We start from the raw sequence: 24,378 nt of genomic DNA, 5'->3' as shown, positions 1-24,378 counted from the left end.
CGTCTCAACCGTGCCAATGAGACACTTCTGATGGAGTATCGAACGACATCCAGGGTCGAAAATCTGCTATACCGGGCCTAATAGACAGCGGGACTACAGTAGAATATGAATAGGGACATTGAGATGCGTGAATATTTGTACTAGCCCATAATAATCGTCTCTATGCTTGCAGGGAGCGCAGAAGAGTTCATCGACGACGCCGAACACCACAACCAGTGGTGGAATAACGGTACCTCTCCAAAACTATCGCAAGCCACAGACCTTACCCCTCGATCTGATTTCCACCGTGTTCTCAAAACGACGAACACCCACTACACTGACGGCGTCGAGCGCCTCGTCTACGCAATTCACGGTCAGACCGGCATCGGCAAAACCACCCTTCTCCACCAACTCGTCGCAGCGCTCCTCAACACGACGGACTTCCCACACCAAAACACAGACCTCGAACTAGCCTCCGCAATCGAACCGCGGCAAATACTTTATATTTCCTTAGAAGATTCCCTATACCAACTCGAACGCGCAGGCGACGGCATCAAACGTCTCAGTCAGGTCATCGATTACTTCCAGACGCACGTCGCACCCCGTCAAGGACAAAAGTTCATCCTCCTCGACGATGTCCAAGCCCTTGACCTCGACGAGGATCGGAAAGCGGAGCTACTCGACTTCGTTGACGAGAACACGTACGTATTCCTGACCGGCATTGTCGCATCTCAAGTCCATCTCTCCACTACCGAATCCGACGACACCGTTGAGGAATTCGAACTGTGGCCGATTCTCCCGATGAAATTTGTTGACACCATTCAAATCGGTGAAGGCCTCGGCGTCAATTTCGATGACGAATTCCGAATCCAGCTCGAACAATACCAATCACCTGACTTAGACGGCCCGTCACCGATCAAGACGATTCGAGCCGGGCTGTCTGGAAGAGATTCCGAAACCAGTCTCGACACTGCTGTCGAGACACTCTCAGAACTCTGCTTCGACATTTTCGACACGAACAACCGAGACAACCTCCACGACGCCGCGCGCGCATACCTGCGAACAGGCGGCACCCTCCATCAGACAGACGACCCGTCGATCCGGAACGAACTCTCCAAATCTCACTTCCTTCTCTTCCTCTACAAAGGGCTCGCCAAGTACCGATCCGTCCAACAACCCGAAAATCTCCACCGCCTCAGCGCCATCGCTGCCACCAACGCCGGTGAAGAACTCCAGTACACAGCCCTGAGCGACCAGATTGGTGTCGACAGGCGAACCGTCGATAGTTACCTTGATGTTCTTGATGAGGGGATCGCTGTCACTGAATCGCACGACTACTCTCTCCGCCGCTACCGCCGCACCCGCCTGTATCTACGCAATCCACGTCATCTCGTCCTCCTCTCCCAACGACAGGAACACCACGGCTTCGAAGGCTACGAACAGCAAGATACGCTCAACCACGAATTCGAGTACAAACTCGCCCGCACTGTCGCCTTCGACCACGCTAAACGTCTCGCATACACCGTCGGAGCATACGACGTCGAATACACAGAAACCGAATCCGGCCTCATTGACTACATCCTCCACCGCAACGGACACGTCCTTCCTTTCATCCTCTCCTACCACCCACACACTGGTAACGCCGAAACAATCGCTGAAGACTTCGACCCCGACTCCGGCCAACATACCGACTCCGACACTGAAGATCTCCGAGAATTAGACTACCGAGCACCGTACCGGTTCATCATCACCGACAGCTTATCGAAGGAAGTCAGAGAGGACAGATCATTGACCGTTGAGAACGATGGTATCAGTGTCTGCTATCTGCCATATTGGTTGTTCTTGCTCATCTGTTGACTTCGGGAGGCTCTATGGGATAGCTGACGGAGGACAAAGTACTTATTACGGATATATGACATGATGTGGCGGTAATAGACGGAAAAGCTGTCCAAGGCAAGCACATCGGGGAAGTCCTCGGCGACAAATACGTGCAAAACGTCGAAGCCGGCATCGGACATACCAGCGTCCACCGCGAACTCACACAACTCCTCGAAGACTACTGCAGTAGCGACGTCACAGATCTCATCAACCTTTGCACCGCACTCGGTGGTCTCAGATTGGACGATACCTACCGCCGGCCCGCCACCGACATCGTCTGATCCTTATTCTTCCCGTTATCCTAATGATCAGGATAACGGGATAGTTTTGAACTGGGGGTGCTCTCAGTCCGCTTTCTTACTCGGGTCGGGGACTGCTGAAATCCGATCAAGGAGTCTATCTGCGGTCGTTGCTGCTGTGGATGGTTCGAGTCCGTGCTGACAGTACGTGTCGACTACTGTTGATCGGATCTGTTCGTCCGGTCGCGTCGGGCGCGGATCAAGGTAGTTCTTATCGCGGAAGTACTCTCGCAGTTCCTCAATTTTATCTTGGCGGAAGTGGCTGACATCCGGTAGACCATCAAGGATCTCCTCTGGATCCCCGTCGACACTCTCTGCCAACTCACTCACCTTGTCGATGAACGTATTGCTGATGGCACCACTAGCTTCCAAGACATCGCGGTCAACCGCCTTCCCGCGTCCGACCGTGTACGCCTCGACGAACGATTCTATTGCCGCACCGTGTCGGCGGACTTGTTGCCGGGCCGACTGCGACAGGAGGCCATCAACGGCACCGACCTCCAGTAACGATCTGAGATGCCCCCAGCGTTCGACACCTGTTGACCGCAGTCGGTACAATACTTCTGGATCCTCGGTCACGTACCAGAGCGGTGCCGACGCCGCTCCTTGTCGTGCGTCGAACGTGGGCACATCCAGTCGCTCACGGTACGACCAGTGATCGTCGCTGTCCGGGACTGGGACGTTGATCGCATCGGCGGTCTCAACCGCTGGGGGCTCCGCGACGGGATCGCGTCCGTCGCTCGCCGTCAACTGCTGGAGACTGTACTCGACATCCGACTCTTCAAGACGAGTCTCCCACCGCGCGCGTTCGTCGTGCCGGGCCGTGAAGTAGAATACTTGCCGTCCTGCCTGGGCTAGGTCAACTACGGTGTCAAGGACCGTTTCGGCTCGTTGGTCATCGAACGGTGCCAGCGTCTCGTCAAGCAATAACGGGGGCGCAGTCTCCTGCTCTCTATGTTCGACGAAAGCAACCCGAACCGCGAGCAGGACCTGCACGCGCGTCCCACTTGACAAATCATTCAAGTCAACGCGCCGCTGTTCACCCGTATCGTACGCCCTGAACGTACCATCATCGAGTCTGAGCTCAAACTGCCCATCAGTAATCCGCCGCAAGAGATCATCCGCACGCTGAAACACCGGCTCCTGATTGCTGGAAACCGTCTCCACCCCGACGAACTCAAGGAGTGTATCCGTGACCGCGTCGGCCACGTCCGCTTCAAGCACTTTCTCAAGAGCTCGCATGGCTTCACCTCGTTCTTGAACAGCGTCAGCAATCTCCGTCGACGCCTTCGCGTCCTCGATTTCCTTCGCCAGCGTCGTTTTCTCCCGTAACAGCTCGTCGTACCGCCCCGCAATCTCCCGTTTTTCGTCTAACTCTTTTTCCAAGTCGTCCCTTTCTCGCTCTTCGACCACTTCCTCGTAAGCATCGTGGTCACGAAGGTCTGAATGCCGATTCTCAAGGGTGGTCGCAGCAGTTCCTTTTGCCTCAACGGCTGCTTCGTACTCCGAGTGTTGCTCACACAGCGTTGCAAGCAGCTCCCGGTCGCCACGCTCCAAGCCACGCTCGGTGAATAGTAACTCTCGTTCGGTCCTATACTGGTCGAGTTCCTCGTGGGCCGCAGCGACGTTCCCATCTACCTCTACGAGTCGCTGGGTCGCATTCTCGTAGTCGCGCTGTCGCTGTTCGAGACTCGTAACGGCAGCTGTTGCGTCCGCACTCGTTTCGACCGTGTAGGAGTACGCGTCGGTCGTGTAAGGCTCGATCGTCGCGCGGAACTGCTCCCGATACGTCTTAACCTGGTCGCTTGCTTCCCGTAATGCCGCCTGTTTCCCAGTGACGGTTTCATCAGCAGCTTGCCAGCGCTCGACACGTTCAACTGTCACCGCCAGTTCAAGGTCGTCCTCAACCTCCGTGTCGAACCGGTCCCGAAGTCGCTCACGCGCCGTCTCCAGTTCATCCCTGACGGCATCGATGTCAAACTGCGCATGGAGCTCATCCCGTTTCTGAGCCTCCTGCTCGTCAACTTCGATGACCCGTAGTCGCTCACGAAGATCAGCTACCCGGTCCCTGACGGCATCAGATTCCCACGCAGTCGGCTCCGCAAGCCCAGTCTGCCTGAACGTCTCCGCATGGGTTGCTCTGGCAGTATTGTCAGTTCCAGCATCGTTACTCCTCGCGGAGAGAGCCGCGTAGCCAGCGAGGGCGAGCCCGAGGACAGTCAGCAGGCCCCCAGCCGGATTTACTGCCAACGCGATCACAACGCCTGACAGCGCCGTCAGGATCCCCGCCGTGATGGCCGCTGCGACAGGGCCTCGACTACTCGGCTCGTTAGTATCCTGTTCTGGCGGGGCTGCGAGCCAGTTCTCAAGCGCGTTCCGGCCGCTTTCGAGCGTTCCACGATCCGCTGATTCCTTCGACTCCCTAGCGAGCCACTCGTCGATGGCAGCTTCGACCTGCGCCTTCCCTTCGACTTCCGCCACCATCGTGACGAACGAGCGAAGTTCGGCAAGGTCGTCCGTATCAACCTCGCTGAGGGTTTCGCCGTCAAGATTCAGAGGGATCTTCTCCCGAACCTCGCCGCGCTCAGCGTTTGCCTCAGCCACTTCCCGCTTTAACCGATCCTGATCGTCTTCAGCGTCATCGAGTTCATCCCGGTACTCTCGAAGCGTCTGTAACACCCCCTCGGTAACGCCGTCCTCCGGGAGTTCCGTCCCGGCCAGTTTGTCAGCGGCCTCACGGTGTTTTTCGGCTGCCTCCTGTTCAAGGCGCTTCTGTTGTGCTATTTGCTCGCCAAGGTCATCGAGTTGGTTCAGTTCATCACCGTCGAACGACGCCAGCTCGTTCGGGAATGAGGCTACTTTTTCGGCCCGCTGGTCGTGGGCGTCTTGCGCCTTCCGGTACTCGATTGCCGTCTCAAGCAGATCGACGCGCTCACTCGCATCAGCGGCGGCCGCGAGGTCCTCTTCGAGTTGACTGAGACGGGTCCGTTCTGCTTCCAGATCCGGCGCGTCCCGCCGTAGTTCTTCAACTTGCTCGATGGCTGCCGCCACCTCTTTCGTGGCACTAATCCCTCGTGTAGCGGGGCTGGCCCCGTCAGTCAGGCCGAACTCGTTCTGGATCGCGTCGATATTGAACCCGCCAGTCGACTCACGCTGAATGACGCTTGCAAACTCGCCGCCGTCCGTTTCATCCTGCAACATGTCGTGCAACGACAATGCGTACCGACGACCACCATCCAGTGACGGAACCGGGATCGCGTCAGCGGGTTCGCCATCACGAAAGTGCTCGCTGACGCCACCGTGCAGTTCGATCCGCCGCGACTCCCCATCATAGATAAGCTCAGTCCGAACAGTCGCGGAGGACGGTGCCTCATCAGGCCACAATGACCAGCGGATCGCCTCCGCAAGCGTCGATTTGCCAGCCGCATTCGCGCCGTACACAACATTGACTCCTTGCGAAAACCCATCAAGCGAGAAGCCAGCCGTCTCAAACCCCGGTGCACGGTCGAGAGTAACAGTGTTAATGGCGACCGGAGTCTCTCGGCTTCCTTCTGTGTCATGGTCAGTATCGGGCTGATCAGCCTCAGCCGGGGCCGGCTCACTCATCAGCGGGCACCCCCTGCTGCTCAACGAAAGCGTCGACGAGTTTCCGAGCCTGTCGGCGGAGTACCTCCTTCGTTTCAGCTTCCGTCGGGCGAGTGTACGACTCGTCATGGCTCTTGAGCTCCCGATACGCGTTCGAGTCGTGGGTCTCGCGGACACTCGTGTGAGCGGCCTCAATGACACACCGGTACGGGTCCAGCGGTTCGTCACCGTCGAGTGCACGCAACAATCCAGCCAAGTACCCGATCGGATCATCATCGCCAGCACGATCAGCGAGATTGATCGACGGTTTTGTATCGACAGTCACGTCGGTAACACGCACTGTCGTCCCGCCGTCCGTGAGTTCGACCTGTTCAAGCTCCCTACGTCGGCTGCGTAGATCAGTGTGCGCGTCCGTTCGTCCCGAGATCGTTACAGTGACGGCAAGGAGCTCGGTCCTGGGACTGCACTTTGTGGCTGTCTCATGTAGCTGCTCGTGGGTAGCATCGACGATATCGTGGAATCCACTGTCGGGATCCATTGAGACGACAACCTCCTCGTACTGCAGCGTCGCTGACCTAAGTGGCTCTTTCTCTACTGTCCCGTCAGTCTCGACCGAGACGAGCCACGCACCATGACCTCCGGTCTCGTTCGTGTCCAACGGTTGCAGCGATCCCGGATAGAGGATTAGCGGGTTCTCGTTGCGGGGCCCTGGGACGTGGAGGTGGCCAAGAATCCACGCCGCGTGCCCGCTCGTTGCCAAGTCGTCCACGGCGACCGGTGCGTACCGATCCTCACTACTAACGTCTGCGTGGACGACGCCAAGGCGCGGCACCCCCTCGTCGGTCAGGTCGTACGTAGCTAATGGACTTTCGTGGTGGTACCGGCTTGGGAACGACCACCCATCGACGTGGAGGGACGGCTCACCGTTGGCGTCAGTGAGGGCTGTTCGCTCCCAGTATCCATTCCGGCCGAGCAACTGGAGATTATCGATTGCCTCAGCCAAGTCTGGGAGAACGTCAGCGTCGTGGTTACCAGCGACAGCAACGAGAGGAATACCAGCCTCTGCGAGTGCGGTCGCTACGGACTCAACGGCACCGAACGCCTCCGCGTACCTGTTTTCTCGGTCAACAAGGTCACCCGCAACGACTACCGCATCCACTCCCTGAGTAACAGCCGATTCCGCGAGATCAGCCCAGATCGTCCGGGGAGAATAATCAGCCGGATCGAACCTATCTGGGAGCCGACTTGGACGACGCCCGATATGAATATCCGCTACACACAGAACCTCTACTGTTGCCATCTGATAACCACGTCTGAAGAGATTAACATAAACCCAGCGGTCAAATTGGTAGCAGTCGAGGAATTTCGTCAAACTCCACCGTCCTGACAGCGACTCGCTGCGTGCGAGCGAGATTCCGTCCGCTGTGAACTGACTCACACCCACGCAAGCGCCGCGTGATGCGTCTTACTGAGCGCCAGCACGTTCGGTCGTGCCGGGACAGTACTGTTGCGCAGAACTCCGGATCAACCAACCGTGCGTGGACAGTCGTTTCGCACGTCCCAGCACGCATCCCAGCATCGCTCACCGACGGTGTCCAATCCGAATCCGCTCACTTCTCCACCGCACTCTCAACGAACCGAAATCCGTCATTCGTCAACGCATACTCATCGCCGCGCTTCTCAACGAGGCCCATGGTCCGCAGCCAATTCACCCGCTGCTTCGCCATATCTGTCTCTCCACGGCTCCACCCTAACGCGGGATGCGTATCGAGTTGCTGTTCACTCACCTCTGCGAGTGTCATCGACCCAGCAGCCAACGCATACATGAGACTCCTCAGTCCGACGTTCCGATCACATATAATTCACAGCAGCGTCGCTACATCACCCTGCTCAACGCACATGGGATTCCACGGCAGATCGTAGTTGAGAATATCCTCACATTCTTGATGGATCTGTGCTTATATGTTGATTTTCTGGGCTTCAACCCTTAGCCCTAAAGCCGTCCGTGGCTTCGATTAGCTCTTTCACACCTGACACGAATTCTGTCTTCGTTTGTCAATCACGCGTTTCCGTTCGTGCAGTTCACTCCACAGGACCCACCTCTCTCGACTCGATTGGATCGCCGTGATCACAACGGCTCGGTGCCGTGCAGTTGCTTCGTTCGGAGAGACTGTTGAGGGCGTTCCGTGGCTGAATACGGTTTGACAGGACTTTCCTTGCTGTTTCACACGGCGAGTCAACTCCGACAGCCATAGCAACGTCAAGCAACTACCGAGTATCGATGTCGGACTCTGAGTTTCTGGTCTTTCGTCTATGGCACCGGTATCACGCGGTACCGATCGTCTACCGACTTGCGATTTCGTTCGTTCTCGGCACAGTCGTCGCTTTCTCCGTCGGTGCCCCAGCCTCGCGGCTCGCCCCATTGGGCGATCTCTTTTTGAATCTATTGGAGATGATCGTAGTGCCAGTCGTTATATTCAGTTTACTCGCCGGGGTCCGACGGCTGTCACCGAGACAGATGGGACGCGTCGGTGGTATCGTTCTCGGATTGTACGCGGTAACGACGGCAGTCGCGGCAAGCATCGGTCTCGCAGTTGCGAATCTGCTTAGCCCCGGACAGGGCGTCGTTTTCACTGGCGGTGAAGCCCAATCTGCTCAGCCACCGAGCATCAACGAGGTGCTTCTCGGTATCGTTCCGACTAATCCCGTTAGTGCGTTGGCGAACGGCGATCTCCTATCCATCATCTTCTTCGTGATTGTCTTTGGGATCGCGCTCGCCATTGCTCGGGATCGCGCTGATGAGGCAGTAGTACAGAACGGTGCTGAGACGTTCTTCGAGTTGGCCGAGGCAGGGATGAACGCGGTGTTCATCCTTGTCTGGGGCGTTATGGAGTACGGTGTGATCGGCGTCTTTGCGCTCGTCGCCTCCGAACTGGCGGGCAAGGACGTGGGTGCCATCCTTGCGCTCGGATCACTCGTCGCAGTGGTGTTCGTCGGTGTGCTCATCCACATCACCGTTACGTATCTTGCCGTCATCGTTGGGGGACTAGTCGGAGAATCCCCACTGGCGTTCCTGCGCGGCGCGAAGAACGCGATGATCACGGCGTTCAGCATTCGCTCATCGAGCGCCACGCTGCCCGTGACGATGACCGACGCTGAAGAGCGGTTGCGCATCGACGAAAGCGTCTATGGCTTCTCACTCCCGCTTGGGTCGACAGCCAACATGGACGGTGCAGCGATCCGGCAGGCAGTGACAGTCGTCTTCGCCGCCAACGTCGTCGGCCAACCGCTCGGTCTTGGCGATCAGGTAGCGATCCTCCTCGTCACAGTGTTGATCAGCATCGGCACCGCTGGCGTTCCTGGAGCAGGGTTGATCATGCTGACGATCGTGCTTCAACAAGCCGGACTCCCGTTAACTGTCGTCGGGTTCGTCGCTGCCGTCGATCCAGTGCTCGGTCGGATAGCAACGATGAACAACGTCACTGGCGACCTTGCTGTGTCGACGATCGCTGCCAAGTGGACCGGTGCGATCGATCTTCAGGACGGCGTCTGGACTACCACCGAAACGGGATCCTCGCCACCCTCTGTGGCTGATGAGTAACCCAAAGACCGTTGTCAGCTCCATCCGAACAGCTGGGCACGATGACTGGTTCGTTCAGATTCGAGTACACACCGGGAACGATCGCGTACGGCCGTGAGAGTGTTGCTACCATGGGTGAGGAACTCGCCCAGCAGGGTATCGATCGCGCGCTCCTCGTCACCGGATCCACAGTTGGGTCCACCCCGAGCGTCATGGACCCGGTTCGAGCAGGGATTGGCGACCGGTTGGCTGGCGTATTCGCGGAGACGACGCCCGAAAAGCGACTAGCCACCGCACTTGATGGTGTCGAACAGTTGCGCGCGATCGACGCCGACGCGTTGGTGTGTCTCGGTGGCGGGAGTAGTCTAGACGTAGCGACAGTTATGAGTGTGCTCGCAGTCGATGATCGCCCGCGAGAGACGATCAGAACCGAGTTCCTCGACACGGGAACCGTCTCAGTCCCCGACGCGGAGCTGCCGCCCGTGTTCGCGGTGCCGACAACGTTGGCCGGTGCGGATCTCTCGATTGCTGCTGGACTCACTGCCGATCGCGGTAATCGGGCACCGATCCACGGTGGTGTGTTCGATGAGCGGCTCATGCCCGACGCGCTCGTGTACGATCCGGCGCTGATCGAGACGACCCCGCATGAGATCCTGTGTGCCTCCGCGATGAACGGTTTCGATAAAGGACTTGAATCACTGTACGCACGAAACCGGACACCAATCACGGACGCGACGGCAACGCGTGGGCTAGCGTTGCTTGCCGAAGGCCTTCCGCGACTGGGCTCCGGTGCGCACGACAACTCACTGCACGACGCGATTGTGGGGACGATACTGGTACAGTACGGCGTTTCCCGGAACACTGGATCGACGCTGTCACTGATTCACGCGTTCGGCCACGGCATCTCTCGTGGGTATGACATCCAGCAGGGTACTGCGCACGCCATCATCGCGCCCCACGCGCTCGAACTGCTGTTCGATCAGGTCGACGGTCGGCGCGAGGAGATCGCTGCTGCGCTCGGCGCTGGGGCGGGCGATGACCCAGCTACGGCCGTCGTTAACGCGGTCACTGACATTCGAGATTCGCTCGGACTACCCGCTCGTCTCCGGTCGATCCCGGATCTCTCACGAGAAGAGCTGACGATGGTCGCAAACGCGGTCATCACTGACGGACTGCTGGGGAACACGCCGGAGGGATTCGATCCGACGGAATCGGAGATCGAAGCCGTCCTCGAAAGCGCGTGGTGATGCGGTAGTAGAAAACGCCACCACCAGGGCTCGAACCTGGGACAACCTCGTTAACAGCGAGGTGCTCTACCAGCTGAGCTATGGCGGCCCGTCGTCGTAGTAACTGGTAGTCGCATTCGCTTGAAATCCTTTTCGCTTTCGCGGTCCGATATCCTTTACCGCCGGAGGGCCGTCCGCCGTGCTATGGGCGATGCGTTCGATGCAGTCACTGATCGGGCTCGTTCGCGCGTCGATCCCGATCCGACCGAACGGGAACGATTGGGAGCGGTCGCGGAGACGCTTATCGCGCGTGCGGAGACTGCAGTCGAGGAGCTCCCCGTCTCGGCAGACGTGTTACAGGTCGGTTCGACCGCGCGGAACACGTGGACCAGTGGTAACCGAGACATCGACGTATTCGTTCGGTTTCCTCCTAAACTGTCGCGCGAACAACTCGAACGATACGGGTTGCGGGTCGGGTGGGAGGTGCTTCCCGACGGCCGTGAAGAGTTCGCAGAACACCCCTACGTGACGGGCGAACGATCGGGATTTGGCGTAGATATCGTGCCGTGTTTCGCGGTCGAGAGTGCGGGCGCGATCCAATCAGCGGTCGATCGAACGCCGTTTCACACCGAATACGTTGCAACGCGTCTCGATTCCGAGACTGCGGGGGCGGTTCGTCTCGCCAAAGGCTTTCTGCGAGGGATCGGTGCCTACGGTAGCGATCTCAGAACGCGGGGCTTTTCTGGGTATCTGACGGAGTTACTCGTGCTCGAATACGGTTGTTTTCGCTCGCTCATCGAGTCGGTTGCGGAGTGGAAACTTCCCGTCACGATCGATCCCGAAGGACACGGGGAACGCTCATTCGACGCGCCGTTGGTCGTGATCGATCCAACCGATCCCGAGCGCAACGTCGCGGCTGTCTGCTCGGAGCGCAACGTCGCCCGGCTGATCCACCACGCCCGTGCGTTCCAGGACGATCCGACGGTTGATCGGTTCGTGCCGGACGATCCCGAACCGCTCTCTCAAGAAGCAATGCGCGCTCAGTTGTCCGACCGTGAAACGACGCCGGTCGCGGTGCGATTCGACGCTCCCGATCTGGTCGACGACCAGCTGTACCCCCAACTCGATCGATCACTCCGCGGGCTTCGTGACGAACTGGATCGACGCGGCTTCGATCCTCTCCGAGCAACCACTGTCGCGAATGATCATGCTGTGTTGTTCGTCGAATGTGAAGTGCCTGCTCGACCGGCAGTTGAACGCCACGTCGGTCCGCCCGTTGACGCCGGTGAGCACGCGAGCAGCTTCTACGAGAAATACGCCGACAGCGACGCGTACGGTCCGTTCATCGACGGCAATCGGTACGTGGTCGAGCGTTCCCGTGAACGCACGAGCGTCCGTTCGGTGCTCGAAGAACAACTGTTTTCGATCGCGCTTGGTGTGGATATCGAGGACGCGCTCAATGAGAACTACGAGATCATGATCGGTCCACGAACCGCGACGCTCGCCGAGGAGTTCGGCACCGAGTTCGCCCGCTACTTCGACCCGAAACCGTAGTCTGTGTTCGGACGGCCAGAACAGCCCTTCTGTTTCCCATATCAATCTTCGCCTCCTCTGCTCGACAGTCAGACACCCAGCAGAAGATAATCCCTATGCGCGTTGCTCTGTGAAACGGAGTATGGATGTACCGATCGAATCAGTCTCCGAACAGTGGGACGCCGTAATCGACGACATGGAAGCGACGGCGAACGACTACCGAGCTGCCGGCTGGACGGTCATCGAACTCCATCCCGGCGACGTGACGCCGCTTCCGGGCGAGCCACCGGGCTTCGACGTGCTCGTTCCTGATAACGAATTCTCCCAGCTACGGACGGCTGTGGCGGAGGCAGCGTTCGACGCCACCGAACTGTACCGGGCCGAGGACGGTGGCGTCATGTTCGTGCTCGCGGTCACTCGCGACGCCGAGCGCGAAATTGCTGTCTGTTGTCCGTTGTACTACGACCACCAAGCGGCAATGGAACTGGCCGAACAAGCCGACGACGGACTCATTGCCTCCATCAGAACACTCACGGGCGACCAGACAATCACCATCGACTACGACGACTTCGACCTCTTCGAGACCGGGTCCCCGTCGGCGTAGCTACTCCTCTTCGCGTTCGTCCGCTCGGAGTTCAGCACTGGCTTCACGCACTTCTCGCATCATGTTCGAAACGCGCTCTTCGGCTTCAAGTTCCTGTTCGACAGAGAGATCGACGCCCTCGACTTCCAGTAGGAACTTCGCAACCTCCGTAGATTCGTACATGATGTCGTCCAATTCTTCAGCAGTGAAGAAATCGCACATCGCGCCGTAGAGAAATGTCGCTCCCGCCGTCCTGATCTTCTCTTCGAACGCCGACCGGGCCTGATTGACCGCCTGCGGGGTGTAGGTGTCTTCCATGAACGGCACGAGATCTGGGAGATTTTCCCCGATTTTCGTCATCTCAACGCCGGTCTCGGTCCGGAAATCTGAACACAGTCGGGCGATGGCCCACTCGCGCGCCGTGATGTACGTCCGATCACGGAGGAACTCGTTCGCCCGCTCGTACTCGCTGCCGTCGATCTTCTTAAACCGATCGTATTGGCGGATGTCATCGGGCATCTCGCCTTCCTGTTCGGTTTCTGATTCCGCGTTCGCGTTGTCATCGTCGGGGGTGTCGTCAGATTCGATTGGAGGAACTGCGGATGATTCCCCGTTACCTACAGAATCGTCGGTCATACGCATACTGGGTACTGGGCGATGAAAAAGCGTGTCGCCAGAAATCTTTGATTTCTGGCTGCTAACCGGAACGCTTTCCATTCCGGTGATGTCGCCGAGCGACGCTCGGCTGCTAGCCAGAACATTCGGTTCTGGCGATGTCGCCAGAAATCTTTGATTTCTGGCTGCTAACCGGAACACGAAGCGTTCCGATAACGCCGCCGAGAGACTTTTAGCTCGCGCGAGCAATCGATCGCTATGAAACTGCTCGTCGGGATCGATCGCAGCGATCGAACGCAGGCAGTGCTTGAGACGGCTCTCAAGCGCGCCACAGCCATGGGGGACGAGATCACCGTCGCCATCGTGGAAACCGATAACGGTCCACCAGCTGATCTGCTCGAAGCGGAGGTTGAAGAGTTCTTTTCTGAATGTTCCATCGATGTTTCGATCAGATCGCTTACCGGGCACGCTGGCAGTGAACTCGTTGAACTCGCGGAGCGCGAGGATTTCGATCGAGTCATCATCGATGGCGGACGACGGAGTCCACTCGGGAAGATCCAACTCACGGACGTTGCGGAGTTCGTTCTCTTGAACGCAACAATGACGGTCACGCTAGTACGATGACGCGTGTCTATCCATCCGAACCGGCCGGGTCGTTCGAGTCCCCGCCGATACCGTTCGAGGACGCTGCCGGTCACACCGTGCGTATCCACGAGTACACCGGTGGCGATTTCGATGCCTTCCTTGAGATGTACCGCGCGTTCGATCCGACGGATCGGGCACAGGGAATTCCTCCGACGACCGACGACCGCATCCAGGAGTGGCTCGATCGCATCCTCACCGACGACGCTGTCAACGTCATCGCCTCGACGGAGGATCGACTTGTTGGCCACGCGACGCTCGTCCCCGACGGAACCGAGGAGTACGAACTCGCCATTTTCGTTTTGGGTGAGTTCCAGGAACTCGGAATCGGAACGAAACTCATCACGGCGCTGTTGGGGGCCGGACAGGAGCAGGGCATCGAACAGGTCTGGCTATCGGTCGAACGGTGGAACACCGCCGCGCGCACGCTCTACCGAAAGGTTGGGTTCGAACCGAGTAACACCCAGAACTTCGAATTCGAAATGTCGCTTCGACTGTAATCCTTACTCAGATTCTGATTCGATCTGTTTTGCGCACTCGGTAAGCTCTTGAGCCAGTGTCCGCGCCTGACCGGCGGTCAGCGTCACCGAGTCGGCGTGTGCTGGCAGGTGGTCGAGTTCGGTGTTGTCCAATTCGAGTTCGAGTGTGACGTGGTCTGGCTCCGTACGAGGCGTACGAACGTTGAGTGTCGCCATTGCGTCCTCCTCGAACCCGTGTCCCTCTGCGTGGCCCACGAGGAGATCGAGCGTGGTGTACGCGTTGACCGTCATGATTCGGTCGGCCATACCGGACGAACACGCCTGAGAACGGTAAACCTGACCGTTCGCGTTAATCGTCGGCCGGAGCGGGTGAACTCGCCATCGCGTCGTCCTCGGCGTATGGGTACCACGTCATTTTCGTGTTGTGCATGTAGGGATCCTCGTAACTCGTCTCCTCGGGGTCAGCGAGTTCTTGGAGTTCCTCCTCATCGTGGGCCGCGATGAACTCCCGGAAGCTCTCACCGTCGCGCTGGTCCTCGTACGTTCCGAGTAGATTTTCGATGTAGCCCGGCACCTCGTCGGCCGCGACGCGCATCTCGATCCAGTCGGCAAACTGGGGTTCTTCTCCGAGACCGCCGCCAAGACCGATATCGAATGCTTCGACCGGCTCACCGTTCTTTCTGGTTTTCATCCCGCGAAGGCTGATGTCAGCGATCTGTGGCTGAGCACACGACGCCGTACAGCCCGACAGGTGAATGTGGAAGTCTTCTACGCCGTCCGGTACCGAAACGTTGTTTCGGAGCCAGCGGGCGTACCGCACCATTCGGTTTTTCGTTTCAACGATCGACAGCGAGCAGAACTCCGTGCCCGTACACGCGATCGAACCACGCATGAACGGATGGGGATCGGGGCTGTACTCCGTCAACAGCGGTTCTGCGAGGAAGTCATCGAGATCCGACTCGTCGATATCAGCGACGATGAGGTTCTGGCGCTGGGTGACGCCGATGAGTTCGGAGCCGTACGCCCCAGCAGTGTCAGCGAGTTCGATGACTTCTTCTGCCCCCATTCGACCCACGAGCACGCTCAACCCGACGAAATGCTGCCCGTCGTGTTGCTCGTGGACCCCAATATAATCGCCAGGGGCGTCGGCGCGCCCTGCGTTGTAATCGTACTCATCACGGAGGTCCTCACCCGCGGTCGGTAGCTCGTAGTCGACGTACTCCTCGTCGAGAACCCGCCGGAACTTCGCTGGACCCCACTCGTCCATCAAGAACTTGACCCGAGCGCTGAAGCGATCGTCGCGGTCGCCGTGATCTCTGAACAGGGCCGACACGGCCCCAGCCACGTCGTAAATCGTCTCGGGCGTGCAGAACACGTCAATATCACGGGCGAACCGGGGCTCTTTCCGAGCGAGTCCACCCCCAACGCGGACGTTAAAGCCCGAGACCGTTTCACCGTCGATCTCCTTGACCGCCGGCTCAAACGCGAGATCGTTGATGTCTCCCTGACCTGCGCCGCGAGTGTCTCCCGTTACCGACACCTTCCACTTGCGAGGAAGGTTAGCGTGATCGGGATTGTTCTTGAACTCCTCGTTCAATCCTTCGATGACCGGCCACACGTTCATGTGCTCGTCAGCGTCCCGACCGGCGACGGGACTCCCGACGATGTTGCGCCAAGAGTCACCACACGCCTGAATCGTCGACAGTCCGTGTGCGTCGAGTTTCTCGAAGATTTCCGGAATGTCTTCAATCTGAATCCAGTGTAGCTGAATCGATTGGCGAGTAGTAAAATCGACGAATCCGTCTCCGAATTCGGGGTTATCGACCGGGCCATGGGCGTACTCTGCAGCGATTTCCCCGATAGTGCGGAGTTGGTCGGGTGTGAGACGGCCACCAGGCACTCCGACACGCATCATGAAATTGCCTTCTTGACCCTTGCGCTGGTGGTACAACCCCCACCATTTGAACCGCTCGAACCACGCATCGTGTTCGTCCTCTGGAATCGAGTCCCACCCTTCTTCAGCGAACTGAAAGAGATGTTCACGGATTTCGGCTCCGTACACCTCGTCTTTCCATCCCTCGACCTTACTCGGCATATCAACGCCCAACAGTCCTGCGCCTAAATCTTCACGTATTCCGACAAGGCTCCCTCCCTCATCAGCTATCAGGAAAATATGTCCGCTATCTCGTGACAGGATGTGGCCGGTGAACGCTCTCAGGAACGACGGGGCGGAACTGGCCGGTTTCCGGGTCGACGGTGCCCATCTGGAGCCATCCAGTCACGCCGTCGGAGCCACAGACGATACACTGGCCTGCAATCCGCGCTTCGACGTTCAAGCGATCGGTGCCGACCTCGACGAACCCTTCAGCGAGTACGTCAGCCACCTCACACTCACAGAACTCGTGATCTCGTAACTGCCACAGATCGCTCACAGGCATAACGCGACGGTCGTTCACGCTGATCCACGCCCCGTCGTCGAGTTGATGAACCGAGGTCGTCACACCTAGTTGTTCCATCCCGACAGTAGTAATCCCGACGATCGGAAGCAGTCACAGGCTACACGAAAACATCAATTATCTATTATGTATAACATGGGAACTTCGCTTTCGCTCTCGTCACCAACTCTGGTGACGCTTCGAACGGACATAACCACTGGACAGAACCCGAATGGTCAGATATACGCCGGCACAGATACGGGCAAATAATTCCTCAAAACGATAGCACGGGCCAGCCTTACAGCGGGACATGGGCTTATACATGATAGCATCGTAAGAGGAGTGATGACAGACGCGGAACTGAGTGAAGTGCGCCAGCACACGTCGGCAGATGTCGCGCCGGAACTTTACGAAGATCCTGAGGTGTGTTTCAGATGAGCAACGCCGACAGCATGACGTCGAACGTGGATGTGGATTCGGAGACCGATGCGTGTCGATTCGACAGTGGTGAGGACACCGACCAAGAGACCGATCGGTCGCATCTCGAAGGAGTCGAGGACGGCTGTGGATGTACGGAGATCTGGGAACATCTCTCCGAACAGCGGGACGGGTGAGTGTCCCAGATTTGTTTCCCGAGACGTTTTTCATCATTGCCTTCGTTTCCGTGAATAATGAGTGGTAATCCACCGCCGACAGACCGTGAATCTCCCGTCGGCCAGCCAGTGATTCGTGGCAATCCGGAGTTGGCGGGTGAACGGGCCCCACAAGCGGTTCAGTTCGATCCGTCTGATCCCGAGAGTCTGTCAGCGGCGGCAGAAACAGTGCGAGCGTTCGCAGACAACACGGCCGGAGCCGAAGACAACATCTACATGCTCCGCGGCGCGGCGGCGTGTGCTGCTTTGGTCCGTGGCGAAGGGTCGTACAAGAGCGCTGCTGAGCGCGCCGGTGATGGGGTAACGGTGTCGTTCATCCGGAAGTGGGCGCGGGTTCACGATCTTCCTCGGCCGGTACGAAAATACGTTGCCACGGGTCGGATCGCGCCCACCGCGGCCAAACACATCGCTCGCGTTCACGGAGAAACCCGGTACCAACTCGCGTGGACTGTGCTTGACCACGATCTCACTGTCAGAGAGGTTCGGGCGATCGCAAGCGACGTGAACGATGGCCGCTCACTCGGAGCTGCGCTCGAAAAACGCGGGCTTGAACTCGGTCGGCTCACGCTGTCTCTGCCATCGCAAACGTATCTCGAACTCCGGCGTGTCGCTGCCATCAACGACACTGATCCTGAAACAATCGTCACCGACGCGCTTGAACAGACCACCAACCAGAGACGGTAACAAGGTTTGATATCGCTCTCCACTACCCCAAGTAGCTCACGGGAAACGTATTCCGTAACGGTTTAGCCGGGGGACGGTAAACGTGCAGATGAGGGCTGGTAGCTCAGTCTGGCAGAGCGTCTGGCTTTTAACCAGATGGCCGGGGGTTCAAGTCCCTCCCAGCCCGTTTTTGGTGTTCCTATCCGCGAACGGGGAGATACGACAATCCGATTATAAGGATCCCGGCGAGCAGACTCATTACTGCTACAGCCCCGAGTCCTCCAGCACGTCCTGCTGGAACGTTAGCCATTGTTCGGATCGCGTACGCCCCGATTCCGATCACGAGAAAGAACAGCAAATACGTCGCGGCTGCTCGTCGTTGCATATCTGAATCTTGGAATACGTCCATAAAACGGTTGCTTTTCAGCTCATACGCCGCTCACGCCCTGTCGATATGCTTGGAGTCGCTCGTAGGCGCGCTCGATATCGGGATCATTGGTCTCATCGTGGAGTTCTCTGAGAACGTTCATGTGTCGATCCAACCGGCCGTGATCGGGATCTTGTTCCCGTTCGGCCAACTGCTTGAGCTGTTCGGACTGGTCTTCGATTCGCTGGCGGTGACGGTCGTCCGCGCCCGTGGTGGCCTGATTGAGCGCTTTGCTCGCCGTCATAAGCTCCTCTCGTGTCATACATCACCTATCGAGAAGCACGCGCAAAAGCGTACGGCTTCGATTACCGCCAGCCCGGATGAACGACACCGTTGTTCGTGAGTCTTGTGATGAGCTGTTGCCCGTCGAGCAGTTCAATGGTGCCGTTGTCGACGGCAGCGTTCCGAATCGCGTCTCTGAACGGCTTCGGTCGTGCGAGTATGCCCTGACTGGCTCCGTTGATTCCTCGGCCACGCTCTAACTGGTTGACTGTTGGTAACGAGACGGTGCCTCCAGGAGGAATGACTGAGATAACGATCGTCTTTGACCGGATAAATCCCGATTTCTTTGCGATGAGATCGATTCCCCCTTCGACAGTGGGTCCTGCCCCCTCGACATCGAATCCGTCGGCGGTGTACAAGGCACCCACCACTCGCTCGAACGCCGCCGGAGACAACTCGTACAGAGCCCTGCTGTCCCACTCGTATCCACCCCCCGACGAATCACCCCCAAGTAACGAGCTGAAACGATTCCCATCATCTCCCATATGTATTTATATGTGGTAGTCAAACAAACAGCTTTCGCAAGTCAGGAATTGTCTTTTATTTTCCCAGCCAAGTGTCTTCTACACCAGTTTACTATGTCAATAATTGTGGTATTTAACTTTTGAAGAATCTCATCAACTAACGTGACTCATCTACCATGTGATCCGGAACGTTTAGGGAAGACCGGGACGTTCAAGTCTGCTTGGACTAATACCACAGAAGTGGTCGTTTCGTTCGATTGTTTTGGCACGCTTCTCGCGGTTCAGACTCCAGCCGATCCTGCTAGCGCTGTGGCCGTGGAACTGTCGAACCGAGGGGTGTCGGTGCCGACGGATTGGTCGGTCGCGTACGGTGAGTCCCATACGCCCGTCCCGAGCGGTGGAGAGACATCACTCACCGAGCACGTGGTTCACGCGCTGGAGAGTCGTGGCGTTGAGCCGGATCGCGACCGGTGTGCTCGCGCCGTTGCTACGGCGTTTGCGCCTGACGTACGGACTCGCCGGGGTGCGCGGATAGCGCTCGCGGCGGCCGCTCATAAAGGACAGATCGCTGTCTGTTCGAACTGCAGTGTGTCTGGACTTGTCGAGCGGGCGCTCGCCCGTTCGGCGGTTGATCGGTCGTTCGACGCAGTCATCACGAGCGTCGGCTGTGGGTGGCGAAAGCCACATCCACGCGCGTTCGAAGCCGTTGCCGAACGATTCGGGACGAGCGGAGACGCTCTCGTTCACGTTGGTGACAACCCCGACACGGACGGCGGGATCGAAACGATCGGTGGAACGTTCATCGACGTGAATGAGTGTCCACTCGAAACGATTCCGGCGCGATTGCAGGAGATTGAGGGATGATTACCGGCACGCTAGCACCCGCGGCATCGATCGCGCTTGCGTTGGTGCTCGACACCACTGTCGGGGAGTTTCCCGAGCGTGTGCATCCCGTGTCGTGGCTAGGTCGAATGATCGCCCCCTTCGATCGTGAGTGGTCTCGACCGTTGGTTGTCGGCGGAATCGTCGGAGGCTCTGTTTCGCTCCTCGCAGCCGGTAGCGCTGGCGGCGTGGTCGTTCTCGTCAGCCGGATCCATCCGTGGAGTGGTGTTTTCGCTGCTGGTCTCGTGTTGTTCGTAACGACGAGCCGCCGCTTGTTGCTCGATACGGCTCGATCGGTCGTCACGCACACAGCGACGGATGTGCCGGACGCACGCACACGACTTCGGGCGCTGGCCGGCCGTGACGCCACCGCTCTGTCGGCTGGGCAGATCAGAAGTGGTGCTGTCGAGAGCGCCGCAGAGAACCTTTCTGATGGACTGGTTGCACCCCTGTGTGCGTTCGTGGTGCTCGCACCTGTCTCGCTTGCGCTCGGTGCGGCGGGTGCCACAGCGGTGAAGGCGGTCAACACGCTGGATTCGATGCTGGGCTATGAGCACAAGCCGGTCGGAACGGTCAGCGCTCGCCTTGATGATCTCGTGATGTGGATCCCTGCTCGGGTGAGCGCCCTGCTGTTGGCCGTCGGATCTCCGTCTGCGCTCTCGACCCAGCGGGCGTGGTTGGCCACTGTTCCCTCGCCCAATGCGGGCTGGCCGATGGGCACGCTCGCTGCTGTCGTCGACTGTCGACTGGAGAAACCGGACGTGTACACGCTCAACCCAGACCGCCCGCTCCCATCAGTTACGGTCGCACACAGGGCCATCCAGCGCGTCAGCCGCGTAAGTCTGCTGGCATTCGTGCTCGGGGCGGTTCTCGTGACCGGGCTTCGGATCTGTGTGGCTGGAGGGATGAAACCATGGTTCTGAGGGCTGTCTGGGGTGCGATTGGATTTCTGACACGACTACCGATCGGCACCGACGAGGCGGCGTGGACGGCGTTCCGTCGGACTCCCGTTTCGTTCGTGCTCGCCGCCTACCCGATCGGTGTGATCATCGCGCTCCCTGTCGGCGTCGGCGTGTGGCTCGTCCCCGGTGTCGAGGGGTCGATTGCGGCACTGTTGATGGGTGGCGTGATCGGTCTCACCGGCGTTAATCACGCCGACGGGATCGCGGACCTCGGTGACGCAGCGGTTGTCCACGGCGACCGTGAGCGCAGGCGCGCGGTGATGAAAGACACGACCGTCGGTGTTGGGGCCGTGCTCGCGCTCACGAGCACACTGATTGGGTTGGCGCTTGCGGGACTGGCGCTTGCAAACTGTCCTCCGCTCGTCGCCGTCGGACTCATAGTCGCTGCGGAGGTCGGCACGAAACTCGGGCTGGCCGCGATCGCCTGTCTCGGCACTGCGGCCCACGAGGGACTCGGATCGGCGGTCACGACGGCAGCCACTCCACGAGAGCTGTTCGGGCCGTTAATCGTGGCGCTGGTTGCCTGCGGACTGACTGGTCGATCGCTGGGCGGGGCGACCGCTGCGGTGACCGGGTTGTGTACCGGGCTTGCCGTGTTGGTGTGGGCACGCCGAACGCTCGGGGGTGTGAGTGGCGACGTGTTTGGTGGCGCAAACGAACTCGGGCGCGTTCTCGCGCTGCACGCGGGGGTGATCGCATGGACGCTCTCGTGATGTGTGGCGGTGCTGGAACGCGGCTTGGCTGTGGTGAAAAACCCCTTGTGTCGGTCGATGGTCGCCCGATGATCGACCGCGTGATCGATGCGCTCGTTGCCGCCCGGATTGATACGGTGCATGCCGTCGTCTCTCCGAACACACCACGGACGGCCACCCGGATCGAGGGAGTGCTCGACACGTCGACGATCGAGACGCCGGGTGCGGGATACGTTTCTGACCTCGGACGAGCACTCGATCGCGTCGCGTCGCCGGTGCTGACCGTCGCGGCCGATCTCCCACTGCTTGACGGACCGATAATCGATGCCGTACTCGATCGACACGGCACCGGCTCGCTCACCGTCTGCGTTCCCATCGAACGAAAACACGCGCTGGGAACGAGCGTCGATGCCACCCTCGACGGCGACGAATCGCTCGCTCCAACCGGCGTAAACGTGGTTGCGGACACTGATTCCGAAGAATACATGATCAGGGACGACGCCCGACTCGCAGTGAACGTGAACCGACCGAGAGACGCATGGATCGCTCAAACGCTGCTGGCGGAGGCGAATGATGGAGCCTGACGCCGTCGGCTCTGTCGATCGCGTCGAACACGGCAGCGACACCGCTGTTAGGTATGATTTCAGCGCGAACTGTAATCCACGCATTCCCGATGGGACGCGTGATGTGTACCGGGCGGCCTTCGAGCGGGCACGTTCCTACCCCGGTGGATACGACGCGTTTCGACGGGCGGCAGCGGCGTTCGTCGGCTGTGCTCCACAGCAGGTGATACCCACGGCAGGCGGCATGGCTGCCATTCGACTCACGATTGAAACGACCGTAACCGCTTCGTCGTCAGTGCTCGTTCCGACGCCGTCGTTCGGTGAGTACGCCCGTGAGGTGCACCTTCAGGACGCAACCCCTGTGTTTGTTCCGTTCGAGGAGTTGCTTACCTCTGATCCGGGTGACCATGCCCTCGTCGTCGTCCCCACCCCGAACAATCCGACCGGCGGCTTGCCCGGCCGTGACGAACTGCTCGCGTTCGTGGACCGCTGTCGATCTGCCGGAACTGTGGTGCTCGTTGATGAAGCGTTTCTCGGATTCACTGATCAGTCCTCGCTCGCTGGCACTCCCGGCGTTGTGGTCGCTCGCTCTCTGACGAAACTGTTCGGATTGCCCGGTCTTCGAATGGGGTACGCCGTGGCGACCGGCGGGATGAACGAGCAGCTTCACAACGCCGTCGAACCGTGGGCAATGGGCGTCCCGAGTGCTGCTGTCGGTGCGCACTGTCTCGCGGCCTCGGAGTTCGTGACGCGAACGCGCGAACGTGTCCGACGCGAACGTAAACGGCTGACTGAGGCGCTTTCTGTCCGTTTCGAGGTGGCTCCCTCTCGTGCCCCGTTTTTGCTGGTCGATGTTGGTGATGATCCCGGGCCGGATTCGATCCGCCGCTCTCTCCGTGCAGCCGGTATCGCCGTTCGAGACGGGACGACGTTCCGTGGACTCGATACGCACATCCGGATTGCGGTTCGAACATCCGAGGAAAACACACGGCTCATTGATGCGCTTCTCGATGTCTGAGATCAGTATCGAAGACGAGGTCCTCCAGTACTGCCGACCGGGCACGCGCTGGCTCTCAAGTGGGTGGCGAGGGGGATATCGGACTGATCCGGCTGTGTACAACGTCTCTGTTCCCGAGGAGTGGGACCACGTCGATCTGGACGCGTACGGGAGTCGGCGGCGCGACCGGGCGGGATTCGACGCGCCCGGTCCAACGCTGTTCACCGGGGTCGATCTTGAACACGCACGGGGCGCGCGGTGTGGTTCCGTTGAGGCCGTCACGACCGCCGGAATCTCGAATCCGGCAATCCTTCCGATGGTCCCCGACCGACAGGCGGCCACATCCGAATCCTCGATCGGGTTTCATCCCGGCACTGTCAATATCATCCTCTCTGCCTCCGAACCGCTCACTGATGGTGCGCTTGCGACACTGCTCGGAACCGCCGTTGAAGCCAAAACCGCAACGCTGCTCGCTGAGTCCGGTATTACTGGCACCACATCGGACGCGATCGTCGTCGGCTGTGACGGACATCGTTCCTCAGACGATCGGACGCAGTCCGGCGACGATAAACGACAGCCGTTTGCTGGCAGTGCAACCACAGTCGGTACTGCGGCTCGGGCGTGTGTCCGAGAAAGTGTCCATGCGAGTCTTTCTTCCCGGTACGCAGAGACGCCGTCGCCCGACGAAACTGAACACGGCGTCACGACGACCCGACGAGCGACCGTCTTCGAGGTTTAGGAAAGATCCGGAACGAGCGGATCGATGGCGTAACGCTCCTCTGCCGGCAACACGTCCGGACCCCGCTGGGCCTCTCTGAGTACGCCACCGTCCGTCCAAATGTGGGATTGTGGCATCACCGGCACCAGCGGTTCGATTTCGTCTGTGGGTCGGTCGTCGATCATGGTACATCCACGTATTCATCATGGAAGATCATAAAGGTACATGGTTTATCATTTCT

The 24,378-nt window shown here is 59.0% G+C and carries 27 protein-coding genes and 2 tRNA genes; 17 read left to right on the top strand and 12 right to left on the bottom strand.

Features of this window, described 5'->3' with window-relative positions; all coding sequences use genetic code 11:
- Positions 1–162 precede the first annotated feature (162 nt).
- Together EIK79_RS04685 and EIK79_RS04680 are read left to right on the top strand one after the other, a co-directional pair.
- Positions 163–1,836 carry an AAA family ATPase gene (locus EIK79_RS04685; protein ID WP_124953980.1) on the top strand — a complete coding sequence of 558 codons (1,674 nt, stop codon included), beginning with the start codon at positions 163–165 and terminating at the stop codon, positions 1,834–1,836.
- A 65-nt stretch (positions 1,837–1,901) separates the two neighbouring features.
- Entirely contained in the window at positions 1,902–2,138 is a 237-nt protein-coding gene (locus EIK79_RS04680) for a hypothetical protein (protein WP_221621683.1), read from the top strand.
- Between the two features lie 63 nt (positions 2,139–2,201).
- Here the strand turns inward: EIK79_RS04680 and EIK79_RS04675 are convergent, their stop codons facing one another.
- The 3 genes from EIK79_RS04675 to EIK79_RS18410 all read right to left on the bottom strand — a co-directional run bounded on the left by EIK79_RS04675 (position 2,202) and on the right by EIK79_RS18410 (position 7,543).
- On the bottom strand, positions 2,202–5,762 hold the full coding sequence (locus EIK79_RS04675; RefSeq protein ID WP_124953979.1) for an AAA family ATPase: 3,561 nt from the start codon (positions 5,760–5,762) through the stop codon (positions 2,202–2,204).
- Positions 5,755–7,041: a metallophosphoesterase family protein gene (locus tag EIK79_RS04670; protein WP_124953978.1), complete on the bottom strand. Its 1,287-nt coding sequence runs from the start codon at positions 7,039–7,041 to the stop codon at positions 5,755–5,757. The genes EIK79_RS04675 and EIK79_RS04670 overlap by 8 nt, the downstream gene beginning before the upstream one ends.
- A gap of 310 nt (positions 7,042–7,351) precedes the next feature.
- A complete protein-coding gene (locus tag EIK79_RS18410; protein ID WP_221621682.1) occupies positions 7,352–7,543 on the bottom strand; it encodes a hypothetical protein in 192 nt (63 codons plus the stop codon).
- A 479-nt stretch (positions 7,544–8,022) separates the two neighbouring features.
- Between EIK79_RS18410 and EIK79_RS04660 the strand changes: the two genes are divergently transcribed.
- Together EIK79_RS04660 and EIK79_RS04655 are read left to right on the top strand one after the other, a co-directional pair.
- The gene (locus tag EIK79_RS04660) at positions 8,023–9,342 is read left to right on the top strand and encodes a dicarboxylate/amino acid:cation symporter (protein WP_124953977.1); all 1,320 of its coding nucleotides are present in this window, start codon (positions 8,023–8,025) and stop codon (positions 9,340–9,342) included.
- A gap of 41 nt (positions 9,343–9,383) precedes the next feature.
- Positions 9,384–10,568 (top strand): iron-containing alcohol dehydrogenase family protein, encoded by a 1,185-nt coding sequence (locus tag EIK79_RS04655; RefSeq protein WP_124953976.1) that lies wholly within the window; start codon positions 9,384–9,386, stop codon positions 10,566–10,568.
- Positions 10,569–10,583: 15 nt separating this feature from the next.
- Here the strand turns inward: EIK79_RS04655 and EIK79_RS04650 are convergent.
- A tRNA-Asn gene (locus EIK79_RS04650) sits at positions 10,584–10,656 on the bottom strand.
- A gap of 95 nt (positions 10,657–10,751) precedes the next feature.
- Between EIK79_RS04650 and cca the strand changes: the two genes are divergently transcribed.
- Together cca and EIK79_RS04640 are read left to right on the top strand one after the other, a co-directional pair.
- A complete protein-coding gene (gene cca / locus EIK79_RS04645; RefSeq protein WP_124953975.1) occupies positions 10,752–12,101 on the top strand; it encodes a CCA tRNA nucleotidyltransferase in 1,350 nt (449 codons plus the stop codon).
- Between the two features lie 121 nt (positions 12,102–12,222).
- Positions 12,223–12,684 carry a DUF7529 family protein gene (locus EIK79_RS04640; protein ID WP_124953974.1) on the top strand — a complete coding sequence of 154 codons (462 nt, stop codon included), beginning with the start codon at positions 12,223–12,225 and terminating at the stop codon, positions 12,682–12,684.
- Here EIK79_RS04640 and EIK79_RS04635 read toward each other — a convergent pair whose 3' ends face one another.
- Positions 12,685–13,299, bottom strand: a complete 615-nt coding sequence (locus EIK79_RS04635; protein ID WP_124953973.1) for a DUF5806 family protein — start codon at positions 13,297–13,299, stop codon at positions 12,685–12,687. It lies immediately after the preceding gene.
- Between the two features lie 237 nt (positions 13,300–13,536).
- On the opposite strand from EIK79_RS04635, the gene EIK79_RS04630 reads away from it, so the two are divergent.
- A complete protein-coding gene (locus EIK79_RS04630) occupies positions 13,537–13,902 on the top strand; it encodes a universal stress protein (RefSeq protein WP_124953972.1) in 366 nt (121 codons plus the stop codon).
- Positions 13,899–14,420 (top strand): GNAT family N-acetyltransferase, encoded by a 522-nt coding sequence (locus EIK79_RS04625; protein ID WP_124953971.1) that lies wholly within the window; start codon positions 13,899–13,901, stop codon positions 14,418–14,420. The genes EIK79_RS04630 and EIK79_RS04625 overlap by 4 nt, the downstream gene beginning before the upstream one ends.
- 3 nt (positions 14,421–14,423) lie before the next feature.
- Here the strand turns inward: EIK79_RS04625 and EIK79_RS04620 are convergent, their stop codons facing one another.
- From EIK79_RS04620 to EIK79_RS04610, 3 genes are all read right to left on the bottom strand, one after another.
- Positions 14,424–14,705 carry a DUF6360 family protein gene (locus EIK79_RS04620; RefSeq protein WP_124953970.1) on the bottom strand — a complete coding sequence of 94 codons (282 nt, stop codon included), beginning with the start codon at positions 14,703–14,705 and terminating at the stop codon, positions 14,424–14,426.
- A 43-nt stretch (positions 14,706–14,748) separates the two neighbouring features.
- Positions 14,749–16,494 carry a nitrite/sulfite reductase gene (locus EIK79_RS04615; RefSeq protein WP_124953969.1) on the bottom strand — a complete coding sequence of 582 codons (1,746 nt, stop codon included), beginning with the start codon at positions 16,492–16,494 and terminating at the stop codon, positions 14,749–14,751.
- Positions 16,495–16,579: 85 nt separating this feature from the next.
- On the bottom strand, positions 16,580–16,900 hold the full coding sequence (locus EIK79_RS04610) for a hypothetical protein (protein ID WP_124953968.1): 321 nt from the start codon (positions 16,898–16,900) through the stop codon (positions 16,580–16,582).
- Between the two features lie 368 nt (positions 16,901–17,268).
- Between EIK79_RS04610 and EIK79_RS04605 the strand changes: the two genes are divergently transcribed.
- The 3 genes from EIK79_RS04605 (at position 17,269) to EIK79_RS04595 (ending at position 18,337) form a co-directional block, all read left to right on the top strand.
- Positions 17,269–17,448, top strand: coding sequence for a hypothetical protein (locus EIK79_RS04605; protein ID WP_124953967.1), 180 nt, complete (start codon positions 17,269–17,271; stop codon positions 17,446–17,448).
- A 57-nt stretch (positions 17,449–17,505) separates the two neighbouring features.
- Positions 17,506–18,171, top strand: a complete 666-nt coding sequence (locus tag EIK79_RS04600) for a DUF7119 family protein (RefSeq protein WP_124953966.1) — start codon at positions 17,506–17,508, stop codon at positions 18,169–18,171.
- Between the two features lie 92 nt (positions 18,172–18,263).
- A tRNA-Lys gene (locus tag EIK79_RS04595) sits at positions 18,264–18,337 on the top strand.
- Between the two features lie 12 nt (positions 18,338–18,349).
- Here the strand turns inward: EIK79_RS04595 and EIK79_RS04590 are convergent.
- Genes EIK79_RS04590 through EIK79_RS04580 form a run of 3 tightly spaced genes read right to left on the bottom strand, consistent with a single transcriptional unit; the run spans position 18,350 to position 19,344 of the window.
- Entirely contained in the window at positions 18,350–18,535 is a 186-nt protein-coding gene (locus tag EIK79_RS04590) for a hypothetical protein (protein ID WP_124953965.1), read from the bottom strand.
- A gap of 43 nt (positions 18,536–18,578) precedes the next feature.
- Entirely contained in the window at positions 18,579–18,839 is a 261-nt protein-coding gene (locus tag EIK79_RS04585; protein WP_124953964.1) for a DUF7553 family protein, read from the bottom strand.
- Between the two features lie 43 nt (positions 18,840–18,882).
- Positions 18,883–19,344: a restriction endonuclease gene (locus EIK79_RS04580; RefSeq protein WP_124953963.1), complete on the bottom strand. Its 462-nt coding sequence runs from the start codon at positions 19,342–19,344 to the stop codon at positions 18,883–18,885.
- Between the two features lie 219 nt (positions 19,345–19,563).
- Between EIK79_RS04580 and EIK79_RS04575 the strand changes: the two genes are divergently transcribed.
- The 6 genes from EIK79_RS04575 to EIK79_RS04550 are packed head-to-tail and all read left to right on the top strand — an operon-like array spanning position 19,564 to position 24,158.
- On the top strand, positions 19,564–20,187 hold the full coding sequence (locus EIK79_RS04575; RefSeq protein WP_124953962.1) for an HAD family hydrolase: 624 nt from the start codon (positions 19,564–19,566) through the stop codon (positions 20,185–20,187).
- Entirely contained in the window at positions 20,184–21,128 is a 945-nt protein-coding gene (gene cbiB, locus EIK79_RS04570) for an adenosylcobinamide-phosphate synthase CbiB (protein ID WP_124953961.1), read from the top strand. The genes EIK79_RS04575 and cbiB overlap by 4 nt, the downstream gene beginning before the upstream one ends.
- Positions 21,119–21,880: an adenosylcobinamide-GDP ribazoletransferase gene (gene cobS / locus EIK79_RS04565; RefSeq protein WP_124953960.1), complete on the top strand. Its 762-nt coding sequence runs from the start codon at positions 21,119–21,121 to the stop codon at positions 21,878–21,880. The genes cbiB and cobS overlap by 10 nt, the downstream gene beginning before the upstream one ends.
- Positions 21,865–22,443 carry an NTP transferase domain-containing protein gene (locus EIK79_RS04560; RefSeq protein ID WP_233737938.1) on the top strand — a complete coding sequence of 193 codons (579 nt, stop codon included), beginning with the start codon at positions 21,865–21,867 and terminating at the stop codon, positions 22,441–22,443. Before cobS ends, EIK79_RS04560 begins: the two co-directional genes overlap by 16 nt.
- Positions 22,433–23,440: an aminotransferase class I/II-fold pyridoxal phosphate-dependent enzyme gene (locus EIK79_RS04555; protein WP_124953959.1), complete on the top strand. Its 1,008-nt coding sequence runs from the start codon at positions 22,433–22,435 to the stop codon at positions 23,438–23,440. Before EIK79_RS04560 ends, EIK79_RS04555 begins: the two co-directional genes overlap by 11 nt.
- A complete protein-coding gene (locus EIK79_RS04550; protein ID WP_124953958.1) occupies positions 23,433–24,158 on the top strand; it encodes an adenosylcobinamide amidohydrolase in 726 nt (241 codons plus the stop codon). Before EIK79_RS04555 ends, EIK79_RS04550 begins: the two co-directional genes overlap by 8 nt.
- On the opposite strand, the gene EIK79_RS17955 is transcribed toward EIK79_RS04550, so the two are convergent.
- Positions 24,155–24,322: a hypothetical protein gene (locus tag EIK79_RS17955; RefSeq protein ID WP_185715506.1), complete on the bottom strand. Its 168-nt coding sequence runs from the start codon at positions 24,320–24,322 to the stop codon at positions 24,155–24,157. The genes EIK79_RS04550 and EIK79_RS17955 overlap by 4 nt on opposite strands.
- Between the last annotated feature and the right edge of the window lie 56 nt (positions 24,323–24,378).

It is taken from the genome of Halocatena pleomorpha (genome assembly GCF_003862495.1).
GTDB classification, from domain to species: domain Archaea; phylum Halobacteriota; class Halobacteria; order Halobacteriales; family Haloarculaceae; genus Halocatena; species Halocatena pleomorpha.
This window is presented reverse-complemented; position numbering and strand designations above follow the sequence as displayed.

What these genes read in the sequence shown, in the direction of transcription:
- EIK79_RS04560 (WP_233737938.1), top strand. Translation starts at nt 21,865, where the DNA reads ATGGACGCTCTCGTGATGTGTGGCGGTGCTGGAACGCGGCTTGGCTGT.
- EIK79_RS04585 (WP_124953964.1), bottom strand. Translation starts at nt 18,839, where the DNA reads ATGACACGAGAGGAGCTTATGACGGCGAGCAAAGCGCTCAATCAGGCC.
- EIK79_RS04685 (WP_124953980.1), top strand. Translation starts at nt 163, where the DNA reads ATGCTTGCAGGGAGCGCAGAAGAGTTCATCGACGACGCCGAACACCAC.
- EIK79_RS04640 (WP_124953974.1), top strand. Translation starts at nt 12,223, where the DNA reads ATGGATGTACCGATCGAATCAGTCTCCGAACAGTGGGACGCCGTAATC.
- EIK79_RS04550 (WP_124953958.1), top strand. Translation starts at nt 23,433, where the DNA reads ATGTCTGAGATCAGTATCGAAGACGAGGTCCTCCAGTACTGCCGACCG.
- EIK79_RS04660 (WP_124953977.1), top strand. Translation starts at nt 8,023, where the DNA reads ATGTCGGACTCTGAGTTTCTGGTCTTTCGTCTATGGCACCGGTATCAC.
- EIK79_RS04605 (WP_124953967.1), top strand. Translation starts at nt 17,269, where the DNA reads ATGAGCAACGCCGACAGCATGACGTCGAACGTGGATGTGGATTCGGAG.
- EIK79_RS04670 (WP_124953978.1), bottom strand. Translation starts at nt 7,041, where the DNA reads ATGGCAACAGTAGAGGTTCTGTGTGTAGCGGATATTCATATCGGGCGT.
- cbiB (WP_124953961.1), top strand. Translation starts at nt 20,184, where the DNA reads ATGATTACCGGCACGCTAGCACCCGCGGCATCGATCGCGCTTGCGTTG.
- EIK79_RS04655 (WP_124953976.1), top strand. Translation starts at nt 9,384, where the DNA reads ATGACTGGTTCGTTCAGATTCGAGTACACACCGGGAACGATCGCGTAC.
- cca (WP_124953975.1), top strand. Translation starts at nt 10,752, where the DNA reads ATGGGCGATGCGTTCGATGCAGTCACTGATCGGGCTCGTTCGCGCGTC.
- EIK79_RS04600 (WP_124953966.1), top strand. Translation starts at nt 17,506, where the DNA reads ATGAGTGGTAATCCACCGCCGACAGACCGTGAATCTCCCGTCGGCCAG.
- EIK79_RS04620 (WP_124953970.1), bottom strand. Translation starts at nt 14,705, where the DNA reads ATGGCCGACCGAATCATGACGGTCAACGCGTACACCACGCTCGATCTC.
- EIK79_RS04635 (WP_124953973.1), bottom strand. Translation starts at nt 13,299, where the DNA reads ATGACCGACGATTCTGTAGGTAACGGGGAATCATCCGCAGTTCCTCCA.
- EIK79_RS04675 (WP_124953979.1), bottom strand. Translation starts at nt 5,762, where the DNA reads ATGAGTGAGCCGGCCCCGGCTGAGGCTGATCAGCCCGATACTGACCAT.
- EIK79_RS18410 (WP_221621682.1), bottom strand. Translation starts at nt 7,543, where the DNA reads ATGACACTCGCAGAGGTGAGTGAACAGCAACTCGATACGCATCCCGCG.
- EIK79_RS17955 (WP_185715506.1), bottom strand. Translation starts at nt 24,322, where the DNA reads ATGATCGACGACCGACCCACAGACGAAATCGAACCGCTGGTGCCGGTG.
- cobS (WP_124953960.1), top strand. Translation starts at nt 21,119, where the DNA reads ATGGTTCTGAGGGCTGTCTGGGGTGCGATTGGATTTCTGACACGACTA.
- EIK79_RS04590 (WP_124953965.1), bottom strand. Translation starts at nt 18,535, where the DNA reads ATGCAACGACGAGCAGCCGCGACGTATTTGCTGTTCTTTCTCGTGATC.
- EIK79_RS04615 (WP_124953969.1), bottom strand. Translation starts at nt 16,494, where the DNA reads ATGCCGAGTAAGGTCGAGGGATGGAAAGACGAGGTGTACGGAGCCGAA.
- EIK79_RS04580 (WP_124953963.1), bottom strand. Translation starts at nt 19,344, where the DNA reads ATGGGAGATGATGGGAATCGTTTCAGCTCGTTACTTGGGGGTGATTCG.
- EIK79_RS04630 (WP_124953972.1), top strand. Translation starts at nt 13,537, where the DNA reads ATGAAACTGCTCGTCGGGATCGATCGCAGCGATCGAACGCAGGCAGTG.
- EIK79_RS04555 (WP_124953959.1), top strand. Translation starts at nt 22,433, where the DNA reads ATGGAGCCTGACGCCGTCGGCTCTGTCGATCGCGTCGAACACGGCAGC.
- EIK79_RS04625 (WP_124953971.1), top strand. Translation starts at nt 13,899, where the DNA reads ATGACGCGTGTCTATCCATCCGAACCGGCCGGGTCGTTCGAGTCCCCG.